The 17775-nt window shown below is 58.2% G+C and carries 19 protein-coding genes; 16 read left to right on the top strand and 3 right to left on the bottom strand.

Translation table 11 applies throughout. The annotated features are described in order from the left end of the window. The first annotated feature begins 43 nt into the window (after positions 1-43). Positions 44-262: a VF530 family protein gene (locus tag MWU49_RS08560; RefSeq protein ID WP_246970604.1), complete on the top strand. Its 219-nt coding sequence runs from the start codon at positions 44-46 to the stop codon at positions 260-262. A gap of 238 nt (positions 263-500) precedes the next feature. Here MWU49_RS08560 and MWU49_RS08555 read toward each other — a convergent pair whose 3' ends face one another. Then, complete coding sequence (locus MWU49_RS08555; protein WP_246970602.1) at positions 501-1121, bottom strand: TetR/AcrR family transcriptional regulator; 621 nt, start codon at positions 1119-1121, stop codon at positions 501-503. A gap of 71 nt (positions 1122-1192) precedes the next feature. Between MWU49_RS08555 and MWU49_RS08550 the strand changes: the two genes are divergently transcribed. The 6 genes from MWU49_RS08550 to yghU all read left to right on the top strand — a co-directional run bounded on the left by MWU49_RS08550 (position 1193) and on the right by yghU (position 8380). Then, entirely contained in the window at positions 1193-2311 is a 1119-nt protein-coding gene (locus MWU49_RS08550) for an oxygenase MpaB family protein (RefSeq protein WP_246970600.1), read from the top strand. 205 nt (positions 2312-2516) lie between these two features. After that, positions 2517-3404, top strand: a complete 888-nt coding sequence (locus MWU49_RS08545; RefSeq protein WP_246970596.1) for an oxygenase MpaB family protein — start codon at positions 2517-2519, stop codon at positions 3402-3404. A gap of 596 nt (positions 3405-4000) precedes the next feature. Next, on the top strand, positions 4001-4507 hold the full coding sequence (locus tag MWU49_RS08540; RefSeq protein ID WP_246970595.1) for a hypothetical protein: 507 nt from the start codon (positions 4001-4003) through the stop codon (positions 4505-4507). Positions 4508-4592: 85 nt separating this feature from the next. Further along, positions 4593-5546, top strand: coding sequence for an MBL fold metallo-hydrolase (locus MWU49_RS08535; RefSeq protein WP_246970593.1), 954 nt, complete (start codon positions 4593-4595; stop codon positions 5544-5546). Between the two features lie 66 nt (positions 5547-5612). Continuing rightward, positions 5613-7415, top strand: a complete 1803-nt coding sequence (locus MWU49_RS08530) for an ABC transporter ATP-binding protein/permease (RefSeq protein ID WP_246970591.1) — start codon at positions 5613-5615, stop codon at positions 7413-7415. Positions 7416-7510: 95 nt separating this feature from the next. Then, complete coding sequence (gene yghU / locus MWU49_RS08525; protein ID WP_246970589.1) at positions 7511-8380, top strand: glutathione-dependent disulfide-bond oxidoreductase; 870 nt, start codon at positions 7511-7513, stop codon at positions 8378-8380. On the opposite strand, the gene MWU49_RS08520 is transcribed toward yghU, so the two are convergent. Next, entirely contained in the window at positions 8368-8790 is a 423-nt protein-coding gene (locus MWU49_RS08520) for a helix-turn-helix domain-containing protein (RefSeq protein ID WP_246970587.1), read from the bottom strand. The genes yghU and MWU49_RS08520 overlap by 13 nt on opposite strands. Before the next feature lie 81 nt (positions 8791-8871). On the opposite strand from MWU49_RS08520, the gene MWU49_RS08515 reads away from it, so the two are divergent. From MWU49_RS08515 to MWU49_RS08490, 6 genes are all read left to right on the top strand, one after another. Next, positions 8872-9213, top strand: coding sequence for a DUF3703 domain-containing protein (locus MWU49_RS08515; protein ID WP_246970585.1), 342 nt, complete (start codon positions 8872-8874; stop codon positions 9211-9213). After that, complete coding sequence (locus MWU49_RS08510) at positions 9213-10127, top strand: cation diffusion facilitator family transporter (protein ID WP_246970582.1); 915 nt, start codon at positions 9213-9215, stop codon at positions 10125-10127. The genes MWU49_RS08515 and MWU49_RS08510 overlap by 1 nt, the downstream gene beginning before the upstream one ends. Positions 10128-10356: 229 nt before the next feature. Continuing rightward, positions 10357-10575, top strand: coding sequence for a DUF3820 family protein (locus tag MWU49_RS08505; RefSeq protein ID WP_246970580.1), 219 nt, complete (start codon positions 10357-10359; stop codon positions 10573-10575). Between the two features lie 12 nt (positions 10576-10587). After that, positions 10588-11268 (top strand): DUF4336 domain-containing protein, encoded by a 681-nt coding sequence (locus MWU49_RS08500; RefSeq protein ID WP_246970578.1) that lies wholly within the window; start codon positions 10588-10590, stop codon positions 11266-11268. Positions 11269-11606: 338 nt separating this feature from the next. Further along, positions 11607-12524 (top strand): histone deacetylase, encoded by a 918-nt coding sequence (locus tag MWU49_RS08495; protein WP_246970575.1) that lies wholly within the window; start codon positions 11607-11609, stop codon positions 12522-12524. A gap of 161 nt (positions 12525-12685) precedes the next feature. Further along, positions 12686-13069 carry a CbiX/SirB N-terminal domain-containing protein gene (locus MWU49_RS08490; RefSeq protein ID WP_246970572.1) on the top strand — a complete coding sequence of 128 codons (384 nt, stop codon included), beginning with the start codon at positions 12686-12688 and terminating at the stop codon, positions 13067-13069. A 358-nt stretch (positions 13070-13427) separates the two neighbouring features. Here the strand turns inward: MWU49_RS08490 and speE are convergent, their stop codons facing one another. Continuing rightward, positions 13428-14288: a polyamine aminopropyltransferase gene (gene speE / locus MWU49_RS08485; RefSeq protein ID WP_246970569.1), complete on the bottom strand. Its 861-nt coding sequence runs from the start codon at positions 14286-14288 to the stop codon at positions 13428-13430. Between the two features lie 197 nt (positions 14289-14485). On the opposite strand from speE, the gene speA reads away from it, so the two are divergent. The 3 genes from speA to MWU49_RS08470 all read left to right on the top strand — a co-directional run bounded on the left by speA (position 14486) and on the right by MWU49_RS08470 (position 17560). Further along, on the top strand, positions 14486-16366 hold the full coding sequence (speA, locus tag MWU49_RS08480) for a biosynthetic arginine decarboxylase (protein ID WP_246970567.1): 1881 nt from the start codon (positions 14486-14488) through the stop codon (positions 16364-16366). Positions 16367-16763: 397 nt separating this feature from the next. Beyond that, positions 16764-17108: a Rieske (2Fe-2S) protein gene (locus MWU49_RS08475; RefSeq protein WP_246970565.1), complete on the top strand. Its 345-nt coding sequence runs from the start codon at positions 16764-16766 to the stop codon at positions 17106-17108. After that, positions 17108-17560, top strand: coding sequence for a DUF4112 domain-containing protein (locus MWU49_RS08470; protein WP_246970562.1), 453 nt, complete (start codon positions 17108-17110; stop codon positions 17558-17560). The genes MWU49_RS08475 and MWU49_RS08470 overlap by 1 nt, the downstream gene beginning before the upstream one ends. The last annotated feature ends 215 nt before the right edge of the window (positions 17561-17775 follow it).

Genomic DNA, 17775 nt, shown 5'->3' with positions numbered 1-17775 from the left:
GATTGCTGCCGCCCTCTGATCGCCTCACCGACAAGGAATCCTGATGTCCACAAGCCAGCCCAACAACCCGTTGCACGGGATCACCCTGGAGCGCATGGTTACCGAGCTCGCCGATCACTATGGCTGGGCGGCGCTGGGAGACGAGATCCGCATCAACTGTTTCCGCAAGGATCCTTCGGTGAAATCCAGCCTCAAGTTCCTGCGCAAGACCCCCTGGGCCCGGGAGAAGGTGGAAGCGTTATACGTGGAAACCTTTAGCTGACGTTTTTGCATCAGGGGCAAAGGCGTTTTTTACCACAGAGCGCACAGAGTTCACTGAGAAAAGACGGGGGCTTTCTGGAATCGCACCGGCTTGTCTGTCTACGCTCCTGCCTTACTGCCCCCACGAATCCATGATGTTTTAGCTCAGTGAACTCAGTGACCTCTGTGGTAAATCCTCTTTTCAGTTTTTGATTCCGCTTTTTGCGTGGTGCATGAAGCGTGTTGCGTGCAGCGTCTCCTTAACAGAAATATCTCGTCATCAAGGTCACCACTTCCTCAACGATTTCCTCGTCCTTGTAATACGGCACCGGCTCGAGAAGATGCCGTGACAGGATGGCGGTGCAGGCGTGCAGCGACACATAAATCGCCCTGTCCAGGTTCTCGACCCGCAGCCGGTCTCGCTGGCGGGACAGAAAGCGGTGCATGGCGTCGAGCAGGCGGCGTTCGAACTCCTTGCCTTCCGGTAGCGTGGTGAGGGCGTGCTGGCTCTGGATCAGCATGCTGAGCAGGCTGTCGTTCTGTCGGAAATACTGAATCCCCAGGGTGGCCCAGAGGCGGGTGGATTCGGCCACCGACACGTCTCCTAGCCCTTCCAGCAGGGTATTCAGGCTGCGGGTCAGGTCGTGCATGTGGGTCTGCACCAGGGCGCTGAGCAAGGCCTGTTTGTGGGGGAAATACTGGTACAGGGTGGCGATATTCACGTTGGCCTGCTCGGCCACCCGGTTGGTGGTCAGCGCCTCCAGCCCCTGCTCCATGACCAGTTCGCCGGTAGCGGTGATGATGCGCTCCACCGTGCGCCGGGCGCGGGGTTGGGAGGGCTGTTTCTTGAGCGATGTCAGATTACGGGGCAGGTCGGCCATAAAACCAAGTATTAACCAAGTAATTGCTTGGATTATGGTCGGATGATAGCAAACTGCAAGAGATAACCACCATGAATGCACCTGCCGCTATCCTCGCGCCTTCCGCCAATCCGGCCTGGCAAGCCAAATATGCTGACAGTGTCATGGACCGCATGCGCTACACCTGCGACCCGCTGGCGGATGCGGTGGCGGCACAGCTCAAGCGGGCGCGTCCGGCGCAAATGCTGGACGAGGTTTATGCGCGGGCGAAAAGCGAAGGCGGTGTGTTCTCGGACTACGTGGATCACTGTCACACCATTCCCGCCTGGGTGGATTGGGAGCAGGTGGAGCATGCGGCGCGCGTGAATCTGGGGTTCGCTAATGTGCGCTCCATTGCCCTGCTGGTCAGCAGCCTGGTAGAGGGCTATTCCCTGAGCAAGGCAACCCATGTGTTGGTGGCGACGGGGCGCCTGCATCAGGACGTGTTGCGTCGGGTGTATGAAACCTCACAGATGACCCACAACATGAATGTGCCCGGGGGGCTGCGACCTGGGGCGGAAGGGCATCGCACGGTGATGGAGGTGCGGCTGCTGCATGCCATGGTGCGCAAGTACCTGCGTGAGCAGGGTTGGGAAACCGAAAAATACGATGAGCCCATCAATCAGGAAGACATGGCCTTCACCATTATCGAGTTCGACTACCTGGCCCAGCGCGGCATGGAGCGCATGGGTGCGTCGCTCAGTGATGACGACAAGGCGGCCAGCCATCACCTGTGGCGTTTCATGGCGCGGCAGAACGGTCTCTGTGACGAGATGCTTACCGATTCGCTGGATGAGGAAATCTACCAATACCAGCGCATTCGCGAACGTCAGTACGATCCCAACCATGAAGGCCGCATGCTGGCCCAGGCGGTGATTACTGCGCTGGCACGACAGCCGCCGTTTAACCTGTCCGAAGAACTGCTGTTCGAGCTGAGCCGGATTTGTCTGGGCGATGAGCTGGCGGATGTCTATGAGCTGCCGCGCAGTGCCTTCTGGTGGCGGGCGGTGATGGCTTACAAGGGGATGAACAAGGTGTCCACCTACTCCCATTACCACGTGCCAGGCATGGCCAAGCTCAGCGAAGCCATGAATGTGCGAATGCTCCGCAAGGCCTTGCATAAAAACCTGCCGGCGGATCCTCAAAAACGGGCATTTCGCCATATTTCGTGAAGGTTGCGTCAAAAAAGGCAGGATTTTCGGCGAAGTTCTGGCTTTTTTCATGAAGTCGCAATCATTTTGGCCAGTGCGGCGTATTTCCGGTCATGCACAGCTCGCAATCCTTTATTTACTCCCGGGGACAAGGTGAGACGGAGCAGGTAGCGTTGTCTCATCGGAAAAATGGCTAAGAGTGCTATTGGACTCTGGAGTAGACGCAATGACACAGGAACAGGCTGTACTGGGACCGGATTCCCTGATGTGGAAATACTTTGGTGATGCGCGGGTGATATTCCTGCTGCCCAGCACCACCACCGTGCAAGTGGCGCATCCGGGTATCGGTGCCGGGGTAGAGGAACATTCCGCGTATAAGGAAGATCCCTGGGGCCGTGCCGAGCGCTCCCTCGCCCTGCTGTGGCCAGTGCTCTACAACACCGAAGAAGGAGTGCGCGATTTTGGTACCCGCCTGCGCGAGATGCATCGCGATATCAAGGGTACCGACTTCAACGGCAAGAAGTACCATGCCCTCAACCCGGAGCTGTACACCTGGGTTCATATCACCACCTACTACGGCATGATCTACCTTGCCGAGTTCAATGGCGACCATCTGAGCGAAGCTGACAAGCAGCAGCTGTTCCAGGAATGGCTGCAGTTTGGTCGGCAGATGGGCATCCGCGACAAGGACATGCCGGCCACCACCGACGAATACTGGGCGTATCTGGATGACACCATCCGCAACAGCCTGCAGGTGAACCCGGCCACCGAGTATGTGGAGCATCGCGGCCACTACACAGGCCAGCCCAAGCATCCCAGGACCACCATGACCGATCGCCAGTGGCGCATCTACCAGTACTTTATGGGCTCGCTGACCTGGCACCTGAAGAAGGGCTTCTATCCGCCCGCCTATCGGGAAGTGTTCGGCATCCGCTGGACCTGGCTGGACCAGATTGGCTTCAAGCTTATTGGCGGCGTCATGCGTATGCTGTGGCCCACACTGGAAGAAAAGAAACGCTGGGTCCCGGAAGCCTGGCGTGCCATCAAGGATGCCCGCGAGCATCCGGAGAATTACGGTGGTGCTGTCGGCGAAGGCCTGGCCAAAGCTAGTTAGGCCGCAGCACGCATCATGCAACACGCTTCACGCAGAAGCCCAACCCCGGGCGTCCGTGGGGCGTGCTTGTTGAGTTGAAAGTTCAAAGTTGAAAGTTTAAAAGCGCGGGCAAGGCCCACTGCTGTCCCACAGTTTGATTTAGAGAAGTCCGAAACCCGCCAGGCTGGCAAGCCGGCGGGTTTCTCTGTTTAGGGAAACAGGATTTCACCGGCGCATTTTGACACTCGCAGATGCTTGTCTCGTGGGAGCCTGCTTGCAGGCGAATGTTGGTGCGGAAAGGACTCTTCGCTTGCAAGCAAGCTCCCACAGGAGAAGGCGCCTCCACCTCCTCAGGATCTTCATGAAACTGTGGGACAGCAGTGGGGCAAGGCCTCACTGTTTTGCAGGGTCGTGCCCGCGCCCTTACCCGCGTCCGCGGGCACTACCTTGCAAGCCCCGACAACCTGATCCGCGTTTCAACTTTTAACTTTGAACTTTCAACTCGCCCCCCTGCTTCCTCGCTGATCTCCCCGACGCGCTTCGGGCGGCGCTGTTTTCGTCATGGCGGGCAGTGCGGTAGTCTTGAGGCTGTTGCTGGATTCAGGGAAGGGAAGCCGATGAGAAGGTTTTTACTGGCAGGTCTGATTGCCTTGATCAGTGTGTCTGGCCACGCGGAGTGGTCGCTGGGTAACTATCATGGTCACCCCTATGCTGGTGAACACGGCATGCATGACGGTGCGGCGAAGTTTGCGGTGGGGATGCTGTGCCGACAGGACAATGGCGAACCCGTTTACGTGCTGGCCCATCGTCGCTTCGTGACCGCGGGTGGACCGTCGACCACGCTGGCGGAACAGTTTGCCGCCGGTGAGGTATCCCGGGAATTTTTCGTTGATGGTGTGCCCTTTGGGGATGTGGGGCCGCGCTATGGCGAGCATGACAGTGACAATCATCTGTTGATTTTCGCCAGCACGGCATCGCTGGGCTCACCAATCATCAAGGCAATCCGTCAGGGCAAGACACTGGATGTGCTCTACCTGAATGGGGAGGGGGAGCCCGTCTACCGTTCCGACTTTTCCCTCAAGGGATCCGCTGCGGCTATCAATCAGGTGGTCTGCCCGGACTGAGCCGGCCGGTTCCACTTTGGTCGCCTGTGGCGTTGATCCGGGCGCAGGTTATAGTGGTGACCCCGCTGTTGTCCGGAGTCACCCCATGCCTTTCCAGGAATATCATCCGCTGCCATTCGGCATCACTCGCATTGATACTGCCATGGTCCATGAGGAGCTGGCGGCCTGCTATCTGATGGAGGCGGGGGATGAGTGCGCCATCATTGAAACCGGTACCCACAACACCGTGCCGATCATCCTGGCCCTGCTGGAACAGAAAGGTATCGCACCCTCCGCCGTGAAGTATGTGATCCCCACCCATGTGCATCTCGATCATGCCGGGGGCGTGGGTGGCTTGATGCAGGCGCTGCCCGGGGCGACCCTGCTGATTCACCCCCGCGGTGCCCGGCACATGATTGACCCATCCAAACTCAAGGCCGGTGCTACGGCGGTGTACGGTGAAGCGAAGTTCGTCGAGATCTACGGGGATGTGATCCCGGTGGATGAGGGCCGGGTGCGGGTTATGCAGGACGGCGACAGCGTGTTGCTGGCTGACCGGGAGCTGCGCTTCTACGACACCCCCGGCCACGCCCGCCACCACTTCTGCGTTTACGACCCATTGTCGAAGGGTATCTTCACTGGCGATACCTTTGGTCTGTCCTATCCGGTCCTGACCACCGACAAGGGACCTTTCATCCTGCCGACCACCACGCCGGTACAGTTTGAGCCGGAGGCACTGAAGACATCGATCCAGCGCTTGCTGGATCTGCAGCCGGAGCGAATCTATCTCGCACACTATGACATGGTGGAGAACCCGCAGCCGCTGGGGGAGCGCCTGATTCCCATGGTCGATGACTATGTGGCGTTGGCGAAACAGGTGGCGGCGAACAACGATCCGGATGATCTGCAGGAGGCGCTGGAAGTGGCCATGGGTGAGTATCTGTTCGGCAAGGCCCGTGAGCACGGTGTCACCCTGAGCGAGGCTGAACTCGGGAAGATCCTGGGGATGGATATCCGTCTCAATTGCCAGGGGCTGGCCTTCTGGTTGCAACACGCCTGATGTCAGGCGTGGAGCAAGAATGGGCTGCTATACTGCGCAGCCCATTCTTGTGAAACAGGTGCACCTATGCGCGGCATGAGCCAGGACGTGACCCCCAGGCCCATCGACTGGTCGGTACTGAAAACCCTGTTTCCCTATCTGCTGGAATTCCGTGCGCGCATTGCCCTGGCGGTGGCCTGTCTGGTGCTGGCCAAGCTGGCCAGTGTTGGCCTGCCGTTCATTCTCAAGCACATCGTCGATGACCTGGATGCGGACGGCGCCAGCCAGCTGATCACCCTGCCGTTGGGCTTGTTGCTGGCTTACGGTGTGGTGCGTTTTTCCAATGTGCTGTTTGGCGAGTTGCGCGACACCCTGTTTGGTCGCGTTACCGAGCGGGCCATGCGCCGGGTAGGACTGAAGGTGTTCCGTCATCTGCATGCCCTGGACCTGGAGTTCCATCTCAACCGCCGCACCGGTGGCCTGTCCCGGGATATCGAGCGGGGCACCAATGGCATCAGCTTCCTGTTGCGCTTCATGGTGTTCAATATTCTGCCTACCTTGCTGGAAATCGGCATGGTGATAGGCCTGTTGCTGTGGAATTACGATGTCTGGTTTGCCTTGATCGTGGCGTTGTCGGTGGTCGCCTATGTGGGCTTTTCGGTGTATGCCACGGAATGGCGGCTGGCCTTCATTCGCGAGGCCAATCAGGCAGAATCATCCAGCAGTACTCGCGCCATCGACAGTCTGCTCAACTACGAGACGGTGAAATATTTCACCAACGAAAATTTCGAAGCAGAAAATTACGACGAGAACCTGGCCCGCTGGGAGCAGGCCAGGCGCAAGAATCGTCTGTCCCTGTTTGCCCTCAATGGCGGGCAATCCCTGATCATCGCGGCGGCCATGACGGTGGCCATGGTGCTGGCGGCGGTGGAAGTGACAAACCAGTCGATGACCCTGGGGGATTTCGTTCTGATCAATGCCTTCATGATGCAGGTGTTCATGCCGCTGAATTTTCTCGGCTTCGTGTATCGGGAAATGAAAGGCGCGATGACCAATATCGAAAACATGTTTGCGATTCTGGAGGTGACTCCGGGGGTGGTGGACCAGCCCGATGCCGTTGAGCTGCAGGTGAGTCGTGGTGAGATTGCGTTTCGCGATGTGCATTTCAGCTACGGAGAGGGGCGCGAGATCATTAAGGGCATCAACTTTACCGTGCCGGCAAAACAGAAGGTGGCCATTGTGGGCAGCAGCGGGGCCGGCAAGTCCACCCTGTTCAAATTGCTGTTCCGCTTTTATGACCCGGTCCGCGGGGAAATCTGCATTGATGGTCAGCCAATACATTCAGTGAGCCAACAGTCGCTGCGGCAACAGATCGGTGTGGTGCCTCAGGACACCGTCTTGTTCAACACCAGCATCTTCGAGAACGTGCGTTACGGTCGTATCGACGCCAGCGATGAGGAAGTCCGTGAGGCCATTCGGCTGGCCTACCTGTCCGACTTCATTGCCTCGCTGCCCAAGGGCGAAGCCACCATGGTGGGCGAGCGTGGGCTGAAACTGTCCGGCGGCGAAAAGCAGCGGGTGTCCATTGCCCGGGCGTTGCTCAAGCATCCGCCTATCATGGTGTTTGATGAGGCCACGTCTTCGCTGGACAGTCATTCCGAGAAAATCATTCTCAAGGCGATCCGGGATATTTCCCACCAGCAGACCACCCTGGTGATTGCCCATCGCCTGTCCACCATCATGGATGCGGACCGCATCATCGTACTCGACAAGGGCCAGGTGGCCGAGCAGGGCAGTCATGGGGAGCTGCTGGCCCGGGGGGGGCTCTATGCCCACCTCTGGGAAGTCCAGCAGCATGATCAGGCGGCCCCGGCCGGGAAAACGGATTGAATCAGTTGAAGAGTCTGTTCTGATTTTTCAACTTGTTTCAGCGCCATGCGGTATCCATAGTGGGTATCCACATTGATCAGGGCCCGGAGCGCTTCATGACTGACGATACCTATACCCCGCCGAAAGTCTGGACATGGGATCAGGAAAGCGGCGGCAAGTTTGCCAATATCAACCGCCCCATTGCCGGCCCGACTCATGACAAGGCGCTGCAGGTGGGTAAGCATCCCTTGCAGCTTTACTCACTGGCGACTCCCAATGGCGTGAAAGTCACGGTGATGCTTGAGGAGCTGCTGGAGAAGGGCCATCAGGATGCCGAATACGATGCCTGGCTAATCAACATTCAGAATGGCGACCAGTTCGGCAGCGGCTTTGTGGAAGTGAACCCCAACTCCAAGATTCCGGCGCTGATGGACCACAGTGTTGATCCGCCGCAACGGGTATTCGAGTCCGGCAGCATTCTGCTGTATCTGGCGGAAAAGTTTGGCGAGTTTCTGCCCGCGGAACCGGCGGCACGCACGGAAGTGATGAACTGGCTGTTCTGGCAGATGGGCAGCGCGCCCATGCTGGGGGGCGGCTTTGGGCACTTCTACGCCTATGCCCCGGAAAAGTATGAGTACCCGATCAACCGCTACACCATGGAAATCAAGCGGCAGCTGGACGTGCTGGATCGTCAGCTGGCGGACAACGAGTACATTGCCGGCAGCGAATACAGCATCGCCGACATGGCCATCTGGCCCTGGTACGGCGCACTGGTCACCAACAAGGTATATGAGGCAGCAGAATTCATTGAGGCGCACACCTACAAGAATGTGCTGCGCTGGAATGATCTGATTGCCCAGCGGCCTGCGGTGCAGCGAGGCCGCAAGGTCAATCGCGCCTGGGGTGAGCCTTCCAGCCAGTTGTGGGAGCGTCACGACGCGGCCGATTTCGACACCCGGACGCTGGATAAACTTCAGTCGTCCTGATGATGCTCTGCCAGGCAGTGGCCGTGATCACTCAGGGTTTCGATGACCCGGCACTCACCGCCCTGTCCATGGCTGCAGTCCGCGATCATCCGGTCCAGTTCATCACGAAGGGCCGTGAGTGAGCGAATCCGTGCCTGCACGGCGTCCCGGTGGCGCCGTGCAATGCTGTCGGCATGCTGGTGCGATGCGCTCAGTGCCAGTAATTCACGAATATCATCCAGGGTGAACCCCAGTTCCCGTCCGTGACGGATAAACTGCAGCCGCTCCCGGTGGCGCTGATGATAGCGGCGCTGTCCTCCCTCGCTGCGTGCCGGTTCCGGCATCAGCCCGATTTTTTCGTAGTAACGAATGGTCTCCACCTTGCATCCGGTGGCCCGGCTCAGGGTGCCGATGGAAAACAGGGTGCTCATGATTTTTCTCCCGGGGCTTGAATCTATAGTGACTATAGCTTTTTTAATGGAGGCATGGCACAACAGCACAGGGAGAGCAGTATGAATGACACACAGCGACAGGCGTTTCGGCAGCGTATGGCGTTAGCCCAACAGGCTTATCACCAACGGCGATGGCAGCAGGCCTTCACCTTTCTCGAGCAGGCGCATATTCTCGGCCAGCGCAGCACCCGGGCGCATACCCTCAGTCACTGGTGGATGCTCAAGGTGGGCTGGCGGCAGCGTGACTGGCGGGAAGTTCGCGGCCAATGGTTGCGCCTGCCGGCGGCGCTGCTGATGTCCCGGCTGTGGGTGCCGGAGGGCAACACTGGCGGCGCCAATGTGAGCCCGCTGCAGCCCATGGCTATTCCCGAGCCACTGAAAACCCTCATGGAGGTACGCTGATGCATGGGCATTCCCATGGCCACGACCACGCTCACCATCATCATGGCGATGAAGAAGGCAAGGCCATTGCGGTGGCGTTCTGGCTGAATTTCACCTTCACCATCATCGAGTTCGTGGGCGGCCTGATGGTCAATTCGGTGGCGATTCTTACCGACGCCGTGCATGACCTGGGGGATACCCTGGCGATTGGTATGGGCTGGGTGCTGGGCAAGACCAGCAAGCGCAAGGCCGATGCCCATTTCAGTTACGGTTACCAGCGTTTGTCGGTGTTGGCGGCGGTGATTAATGCGGTGGTGTTGATTGTCGGTTCCGTGTTCATTATCAGTGAGGCGGTGCCGCGCCTGTGGGCCCCGGAAATGCCGGATGCCACTGGCATGCTGTGGCTGGCGGTGCTGGGTGTGGTGGTCAACGGTCTTGGTGCCTGGCGGCTGCTGCGCCAGTCCTCCATGAATGCCAGCATGATTCGCTGGCACCTGCTGGAGGATGTGCTGGGCTGGGTGGCTGTGCTGATCGTGTCTGTGGTGCTGATGTTCTGGGAGGTGCCGATTCTCGACCCGATCCTGTCCATCGGCTTTACCCTGTTTATCCTCTTTAACGTGGCGCGAAACCTGTGGGCGTCATTGAAGGTGTTTCTGCAGGCGGTGCCTTCCGATGTGGATGTGCAGCAGCTGGTCAGCCAGCTGTGTGAGCCGGCGCAGGTGGGTGGCGTGCATCACGTTCATGTCTGGAGTCTGGATGGCGAGCATCATGTGTTCAGCGCCCATGTGGAATTGCAGGGGGCACTCGATGTGGATCAGGTGCTGGAACTGAAACAGCAGTTCCGGGCACTGGTGCTGGATTTCGGCTTTGCCCACTCCACCATCGAGGTGGAATGGCCCGGTGAAGGCTGCCGGCATGAAGACGTCGACGGCTGAGGGTGTGCGGGGTAGGCTGTGGGGCGAGTTGAAAGTTCAAAATTGAAAGTTCAAACGCGGAGAAAGTGATCGGTTTTGCAATGCTGTGCCCGCGTTCACCGGTAAGGGCGCGGGTTCAGAGTTTCAAATACGAGGCCCTTGCCCGCGCTTTTCAACTTTGAACTTTCAACTTTAAACTGATTCCCGCTTTCGCCAGCAGGCTGGCACCTACAAAAGATATCAGGCAGTAATGGATTTCAAACAGGAAGACCTCAAGGCACTGGTGGAACGCACCATCCCCTTCGGTAAATATCAGGGACGGGTGCTGATCGATCTGCCCGAGGAATATTTGTTGTGGTTTGCCGACAAGGGCTTTCCGAAAGGGGAGTTGGGCAGACTGATGGCGCTGGCGCTGATGCTGAAAATGGATGGCACGGAAAAACTGCTCGATCCTCTCAGGGCCAACTAAAAGGAGAAACTGATGTCACGTCTTCAACCGCTTGCCGATGCCGTCTGGCATGTGTCCGTGCCACATACCTTTGTGGGGTTGCATGTGGGGACGCGCATGACCGTGGTGAAACTGTCCTCAGGTGGCTTGCTGCTGCATTCTCCGATCCCGGTGGACGATGTGCTGGCTGCCGAGCTGGATGCGCTGGGTGAAGTCAGACATATCGTTTGCCCCAACCTGTTCCACCATGTGTTTGCGGGGGAAGTGAAAGCACGCTATCCCCAGGCGTTACTGCACGGGCCGGCGAAGCTGGTCAAAAAGCGCAAGGATCTTCAGTTTGATGCACAGTTGTCGGAGACGCCGCATCCGGATTGGGGTAACGACTTCGAGCTGGTGTTCATCGAAGGCTCCATGCTCAACGAAACCGTGTTCTATCATGTCGCCAGCAAAACCCTGATCGCGGCTGACCTGATCGAGAATTTCAACCAGTGCGATCATGGTTTTACCCGCTGGTACCTGAAAATCGGCGGGCTGTGGAAGAAGCCGGGCTGGCACCCGATCCTGCGCCTGGTCTATCTGAGCCGTCGTAAGGCACGCTTCAGTGTCACCCGTATCCTGGAAAGACCTGTCGAGAATCTGAGTCTCGCCCACGGGGATGTGATCATCGGCAATGCTCGTAACCAGATCTATCTTGGGTTGAAGTGGTTATTGTAGCTACAAGCTACAAGCTACAAGCTACAAGCTACAAGCTACAAGCTACAAGCTACCCTTGATTGGAAAGGAAAACCCCAAATAGTTCCCGGGTTTATTGGTTAATGGAAAAGCCTTCCAAATCGTCGAGTTCGGCGACCAGCAGGATCTGATGCCTCGTGTAGGAGCTATGCTTGCATGGCGATCCGAGTCTCAGCGGGGTAGAGATTCCAGAGCGCCGTTCGGCCGCGAACCTGCGCAGTGAGGAATCGACCGCAGGGCGATCAGGCATCTTCGGCTCGCCCGTTGCCCCGTGACACCTTGCCAGCCACAATGCCCGTAAACCCGAAACCGGGAATCCCATGCTTCCCCTCGTCTACCATCCTGATTACAGCTTCCCCTTTCCCGGCGAACATCGCTTCCCTATGGAGAAGTTTTCGTTGCTGCATCAGCATCTGCGCAGTTCGGGTATTGCTCAACGGAATAACGAGTTTCGCCCCGGACGGGCCAGACCGTCGTTGCTGGGGCTGGCTCACTGTCCTGAGTATGTGGAGGCCATTGTCAGTGGCTCCCTGGATCAGAAGGCCTTGCGCAGGATGGGGTTGCCCTGGAGCGAGGGGCTGATGCGGCGTACCTGTATCGCGCCCATGGGCACGCTACTCACCGCGCAGTTGGCGCTCAAGCATGGCCTGGCCTGCCATCTGGCGGGCGGTACCCATCATGCTCACTATGATTTTGGTTCTGGCTTCTGCATCTTCAACGATCTGGCCTTTGCCGCGAAGCATTTGCTGGCCAGTGGGGCTGTCGAAAAGATCCTGATCTTCGACTGCGATGTCCACCAGGGTGACGGTACAGCCGCTATGCTGGCGGAAGAGCCACGAGTCTTTACCTGCTCGATTCACTGCGAAAAGAATTTCCCGGTGCGCAAGATGGAGAGTGACCTGGATGTGGGGCTGCCGTTGGGGATGACCGACCGGGATTATCTCGATACGGTCTTCGAGACGCTGGAGGGGCTGCTGGAACGCGTTCAGCCAGACCTGGTGCTCTATGATGCCGGTGTTGATATCTATGAGCAGGATCCATTGGGGCTTCTGGCTATTTCCCTGCAAGGGATCGCCGACCGGGATCGCGGTGTGATCCAGCGTTGTCGCAATAAAGGCATTCCGGTGGCCACGGTGATCGGTGGTGGCTACGATGATGATCGGTACGCACTGGCGCGCCGTCACGCTCTGGTGATCGAGGAAGCAGCTAGAATAGGAACATTAGCGAGTTGCGAGTAACGAGTTTCGAAAAGCAATGCTCATGAAAGCCCGATTTCGACCATGGGTTTTGACCTTCGTAACTCGAAATTCGTCACTCGCATGCCCACTATGCATCTATAAGCGTTAGCAAAAACTCGAAAATCTAAATATCGTCACAAAGGTTTTATTCAGGAGATATCATGTCCAAAGCCCTGCTGATCATGGCCCATGGCAGCCGCAGTGAGACGGCTAATGATGAGTTCCGCGCTCTGGTAGAGAGAGTATCGGAAGCGGCCCATGCCAATGGGCAGGAATATGCGGCCGTGATTCCCTGTTTTCTGGAGCTGGCCAGGCCGTCGCTGATCGAAGCGATCCAGCAGATCGAGCATCAGCCGGTGGAGACCGTTCAGCTGTATCCACTATTCTTCAACAAGGGAAAGCATGTGGGGCGCGACATTCCTGCACAGATTGAGGAGGCGCGTGAGCGGTTTCCTGATCTGGACATCACGTTGCTGGATTACTTTGGGAATTCAGAGGGGCTGGCAGAGCTGGTGTTGGCGCATGTTGGAAGTCAGGGCGAATAGAGTTAACAGTGAATAGTGAATAGTTAACAGCGAAAAACCCGTGTCTCTTCGGGGGGAGGCGGGATTGGCCGACGGGGTTTTTGATATGGATGTGGGAGTTTGCTTGCAAACGAAGTTATTCCCAGCCTCTCCCAAAACCGCTCCACGTGAAAGCAGGTTATTCGCTTCGCTCACCCTGCGGGCAGCCTCCGTGCGTTACTCCGCTGCGCTACGTACTCAAAGTGCGATTCCGGATTTGCGTGTCGCGTGATGCGTGAAGCGTTTTGCAGCCGCAGAGCGGCCATAAAAATGCCCTTGCTTCTCGCGAAGACAGGGGCATTCTTTTTTCTCGTAGCTCGTAGCTCGTAGCTCGTAGCTTTTAGCTTTCGATCGCTGCGGTCATGAACGGCGGCAGTACCAGTGCGCCCTTGTGGATGGCGGCGGAGTAGTACTGGGTGTCGAAGCCTTTGCCGGTGGCATCGGTTTCGCGGAACTCGCCCACATTGGTGTTCTTGCCGGCCATGGTGCAGCTCCACCAGCCGCTCGGGTAAACCGGTTGCGGGAACGGCAGGGTCTGGGTGCTGGTGAACCCGGCTTCACGCATATTGGCGTGCAGGTCCTTGATGATGGTGTCACTGTGCAGCAGCGGCGATTCGGACTGCTGCACGATGATGCCGCCTTCGGCCAGCACACGGTGACAGTCACGGAAGAAGTCTGCCTTGAACAGGCCTTCCGCAGGGCCCACCGGGTCGGTGGAGTCCACAATGATCACGTCCACGCTGCCATCTTCACAGTTCTGCATGTACTGCACGCCGTCTTCAAACAGCAGTTCCGCGCGGGGGTCGTCATTGGACTCGCACAGCTCCGGGAAGTATTTCTCGGAGTAACGGGTGACCATCTCGTCGATGTCGATCTGGGTGGCCTTGACCACACCGGGGTGACGCAGCACTTCGCGCAGGGTACCGCAGTCGCCGCCACCAATAATGACCACGCGCTGGGGGTTGGCGTGGCTGAACAGCACCGGGTGCGACATCATCTCGTGGTAGAGGAAATTGTCGCGGGTAGTGAGCATGGTGGCGCCATCGATGGTCATCAGGTAACCGAAGCTGTCGGTTTCCCACATCTCGATGTGCTGATACTCGGTCTGTACCTCTTCCAGCTTCTGCTTGAGACGCAGGCCGAAGGCGGTGCCAGCGGTGTCAAAGTGCTCGTAAAACCAGTTATCTTGGGTGCTGCTCATGGGCCTTTCCAGTGGGTGGGAGCATAACTGCCCCCGGGGTGGTTAATAGTCGCGATTGTAAGACCTCTGCCCCCCCTGTCAAAGGTTGAATCCCGGCCCCAAAAAGGGATGCGACGGACGGCGGCGGGCAGGCATAATGGCGGCCATGAGCGCGCCACGGTGGTGCGTCTTGCATGTCAGCGTTAACAGGACAGGTAATGACCGATTCAAGCTCCGTACCGGCCAGCGATATCTACAATGTAGACCGCTGGGGTGACAGCTACTTCCGCATCGATCAGGGCGGTGAGTTGTGTGTGCGACCCAATGGTGAACAGGGCGGCGAAGCTACCCTGGAAGCCGTGTTGGAGGCCTGCCGGGCGGCCGGGTTGCGGGCGCCGGTGCTGGCACGTTTTTCCGGTATCCTGCGCCAGCGGGTCAAGCAGCTGGCGGGGGCCTTTCGTGAGGCCATCGATGGCCAGAGCTACCAGGGGCAGTACACTCCGGTCTATCCGATCAAGGTGAATCAGCAACGCCGTGTGGTACACGAGATCATTCGTGCCCGAGAGGATGGCGAACGCATCGGTCTGGAAGCCGGCTCCAAGCCGGAGCTATTGGCGGTGCTGGCGTTGTCCCGGCCCGGCGATACCATCGTCTGCAATGGCTACAAGGATGCCGAATACCTGCGCCTGGCGCTGATGGGCGAGAAACTGGGCTGCCATGTGCATATCGTGGTGGAGAAGATGTCCGAGCTGCCGGCCTTGCTAAGCATTGCCGATGAGCTGGGTGTGTCCCCGCGTATCGGTCTGCGCGTGCGGTTGATGAGCATCAGCAAGGGTAACTGGCAGAATACCGGTGGCGAGAAGTCCAAGTTCGGTTTGAGCGCGCCGCAGCTGATGAGCGCCATTGAGCATTGCCGTCAGGCGGGCCGACTGGATTGCGTCAAGTTGCTGCATTTCCATCTGGGCTCCCAGGTGGCCAACATTCAGGACATCAAGGCGGGCATGCGCGAAGCGGCCCGTTACTACGCAGAGATGCGCGCGCTGGGTGCGGCGGTGGAAACCGTGGACGTGGGCGGCGGGCTTGGCGTGGACTATGAGGGTACCCACTCGCGTTCCTATTGCTCCATGAACTACGGAGTGGCCGACTATGCCCGCCATATCGTGCAGACCCTGCAGCAGCAGTGTCAGCAACGCGGGCTACCCGAGCCCAACATTATTTCCGAATCTGGCCGGGCCCTGACGGCGCACCATGCGGTGCTGCTGGTGAACATTACCGACCAGGAGTCCCTGTCGCCGGTGGCCGTCGCTGCCCCCGGTGAGGAGGATGCGGTTGAGTTGCATCAGCTCTGGGAGCTTCAGCAGCAGTTGCAGGGCAAGGCCGGTAATCTGCTGGAGCGATTCTCCGAGGTGGTGGGCGCCTGGCAGGATATTCATCAGCGCTACCTGGCGGGCGATCTCGGGCTGGATGCCCGTGCCCGTGGCGAACAGCTCTACATCAACTGCCTGCTGGCCCTGCGCGCCCGGCTCAACCCGCTGCGCAAGCAGCAACGAGAGCTGCTGGATAACCTCAATGAAACCCTGGCGGACAAGTTGTTCGTCAACTTCTCCGTGTTCCAGTCGGTGCCGGATGTGTGGGGTATCAATCAGGTGTTCCCGGTGTTGCCGCTGTCCGGCCTCAATCAGCCGGTGACCCGCCGGGCGGTGTTGCAGGACATCACCTGTGACTCCGATGGCCGCATCGACCAGTTTGTGGATGGTGAGGGTGTGGAGTCATCCCTGCCGCTGCCGGACGACATCAATGGTCATCTGGGCATCTTCATGGTGGGTGCCTACCAGGAAATTCTCGGCGACATGCACAACCTGTTCGGTGATACCGATTCGGTGGATGTGGATGTGACCGCGGACGGCCAGATCGTCCTTGACCATGCCATTCAGGGCGACACGGTCAGCTCGGTACTGCGCTATGTAAACTATGATCCTGAGCGTCTGCTGGAGACCCTGGAGCAAAACTGTCGCCAGGCGCATTTGAGCGCGGAAGAGCAGGATGGCTTCATCGAACTGGTACGCGAAGGGCTGGCAGGGTATACCTATCTGGAATGATTTCGAGCTACGAGCTACGAGCTACAAGCTACAAGCTACAAGCTACAAGCTACAAGCTACGCCTGATTCGATAGGGGAACCCGGAAAAGTTCCCGGTTCTGCTACGAAGCTGCTGTAGGAGCCTGCCTGCAGGCGATCCGAGCCCAAGCGAGGTAAGGATTCCAGAGGCGCTTATCAATTTGCGGGATCTCAGCTTGTCCGGACGCTTCGAACGAGGAACGGAATCGGCCGAAGAGCGATCAGATATTTCCGGATTCGGCGGATCTTAAGGAAACAGCCTCCCTTCGGTCGCCTCGCTGCGCGAGGTTCGCACCTCAAGAGGTGCTCCTACAGGGGGGGGTAGCAGCTCGAAGCTCGAAGCTAGTAGCTTATTTTTCCAGCCAGCAAGGAGAGCAAGATGCGTTACGAACTCTGTGCCAGCAGTGATATCCCGGAAGGAAAGAGCAAGGCCATGCAGGCCGGGGAAACCAAGCTGGTGGTGTATCACCTGAGTGATGGTTTCTATGCTACTCAGGCCCGTTGCCCCCATGTTTTTGCGTCTCTGGGTAAGGGCAAGATTCTCGACGACAAATGTGTGCAGTGCCCGCTGCACCGTGCCCGCTTCGATATTCGTACCGGTGAAGTGGAAGAGTGGGCCAACTTCCCGCCCGGGGTGCAGCTGCTGAATGTGGTACGCGGTGAGAAGAGCCTTGAGACCTGGCCGGTAAGCGAAGTAAACGGTCAGCTGTTCGTGGAGATCTGATGGCGGTCAGTGAAGAAAAACAGCGCGCAGCGCTGGCGCGGCTGGACAGGTTCAGCCGCTTTACCGACAGCAGTATCGGCATTCCTTTCACTAAATTCCGTTTCGGTGCCGAAGCCCTGATTGGCCTGATTCCCGGGATCGGTGATGTGGCGGGCCTCGCGCTTTCCAGCTATGTGCTGATTGAAGCACAGCGGGTGGGGGCCAGTAACAAGGTCAAGTTGCGTATGGTGCGCAACATGCTCATCGATTTCGCCGGAGGTCTGTTGCCAGTGGTGGGGGATGCCTTCGATGCCATCTACAAGGCCAACACCCGCAACACCGCCCTGCTACGCCGCTACCTGGAAGAACAACTGGAAATCGAACCACCACCCAAGCCGTTCCCCTGGGGAACGCTGATTGGCCTGTCGATTTTCTTCGCCATTTTGACCGGCGGTTTGACGCTGATTCTTTAAAAAGCAAAACATCGCCAGCAGGCTGGCTCCTACGGCTATTCTTACCTCGAATGTAGGAGCACCTCTTGAGGTGCGAATCCGAGCCTTGGCGAGAGATTTCGTCATGGTTTACAACAGGTCTTTCCTGAATAGTTCTATTCAGACGTCAGTAGCTCTGACAAGCCTGATCGCCCTGCGGTCGATTCCGTGCTTCGCACGGTTCGCGCCTCAAGATG

The organism is Alcanivorax sp. S6407 (genome assembly GCF_023016115.1).
In the GTDB taxonomy this organism is placed as follows: Bacteria; Pseudomonadota; Gammaproteobacteria; order Pseudomonadales; family Alcanivoracaceae; genus Alcanivorax.
Note: the sequence above shows the minus strand (reverse complement) of the source record. Positions and strands in the feature narration are given on the sequence as shown.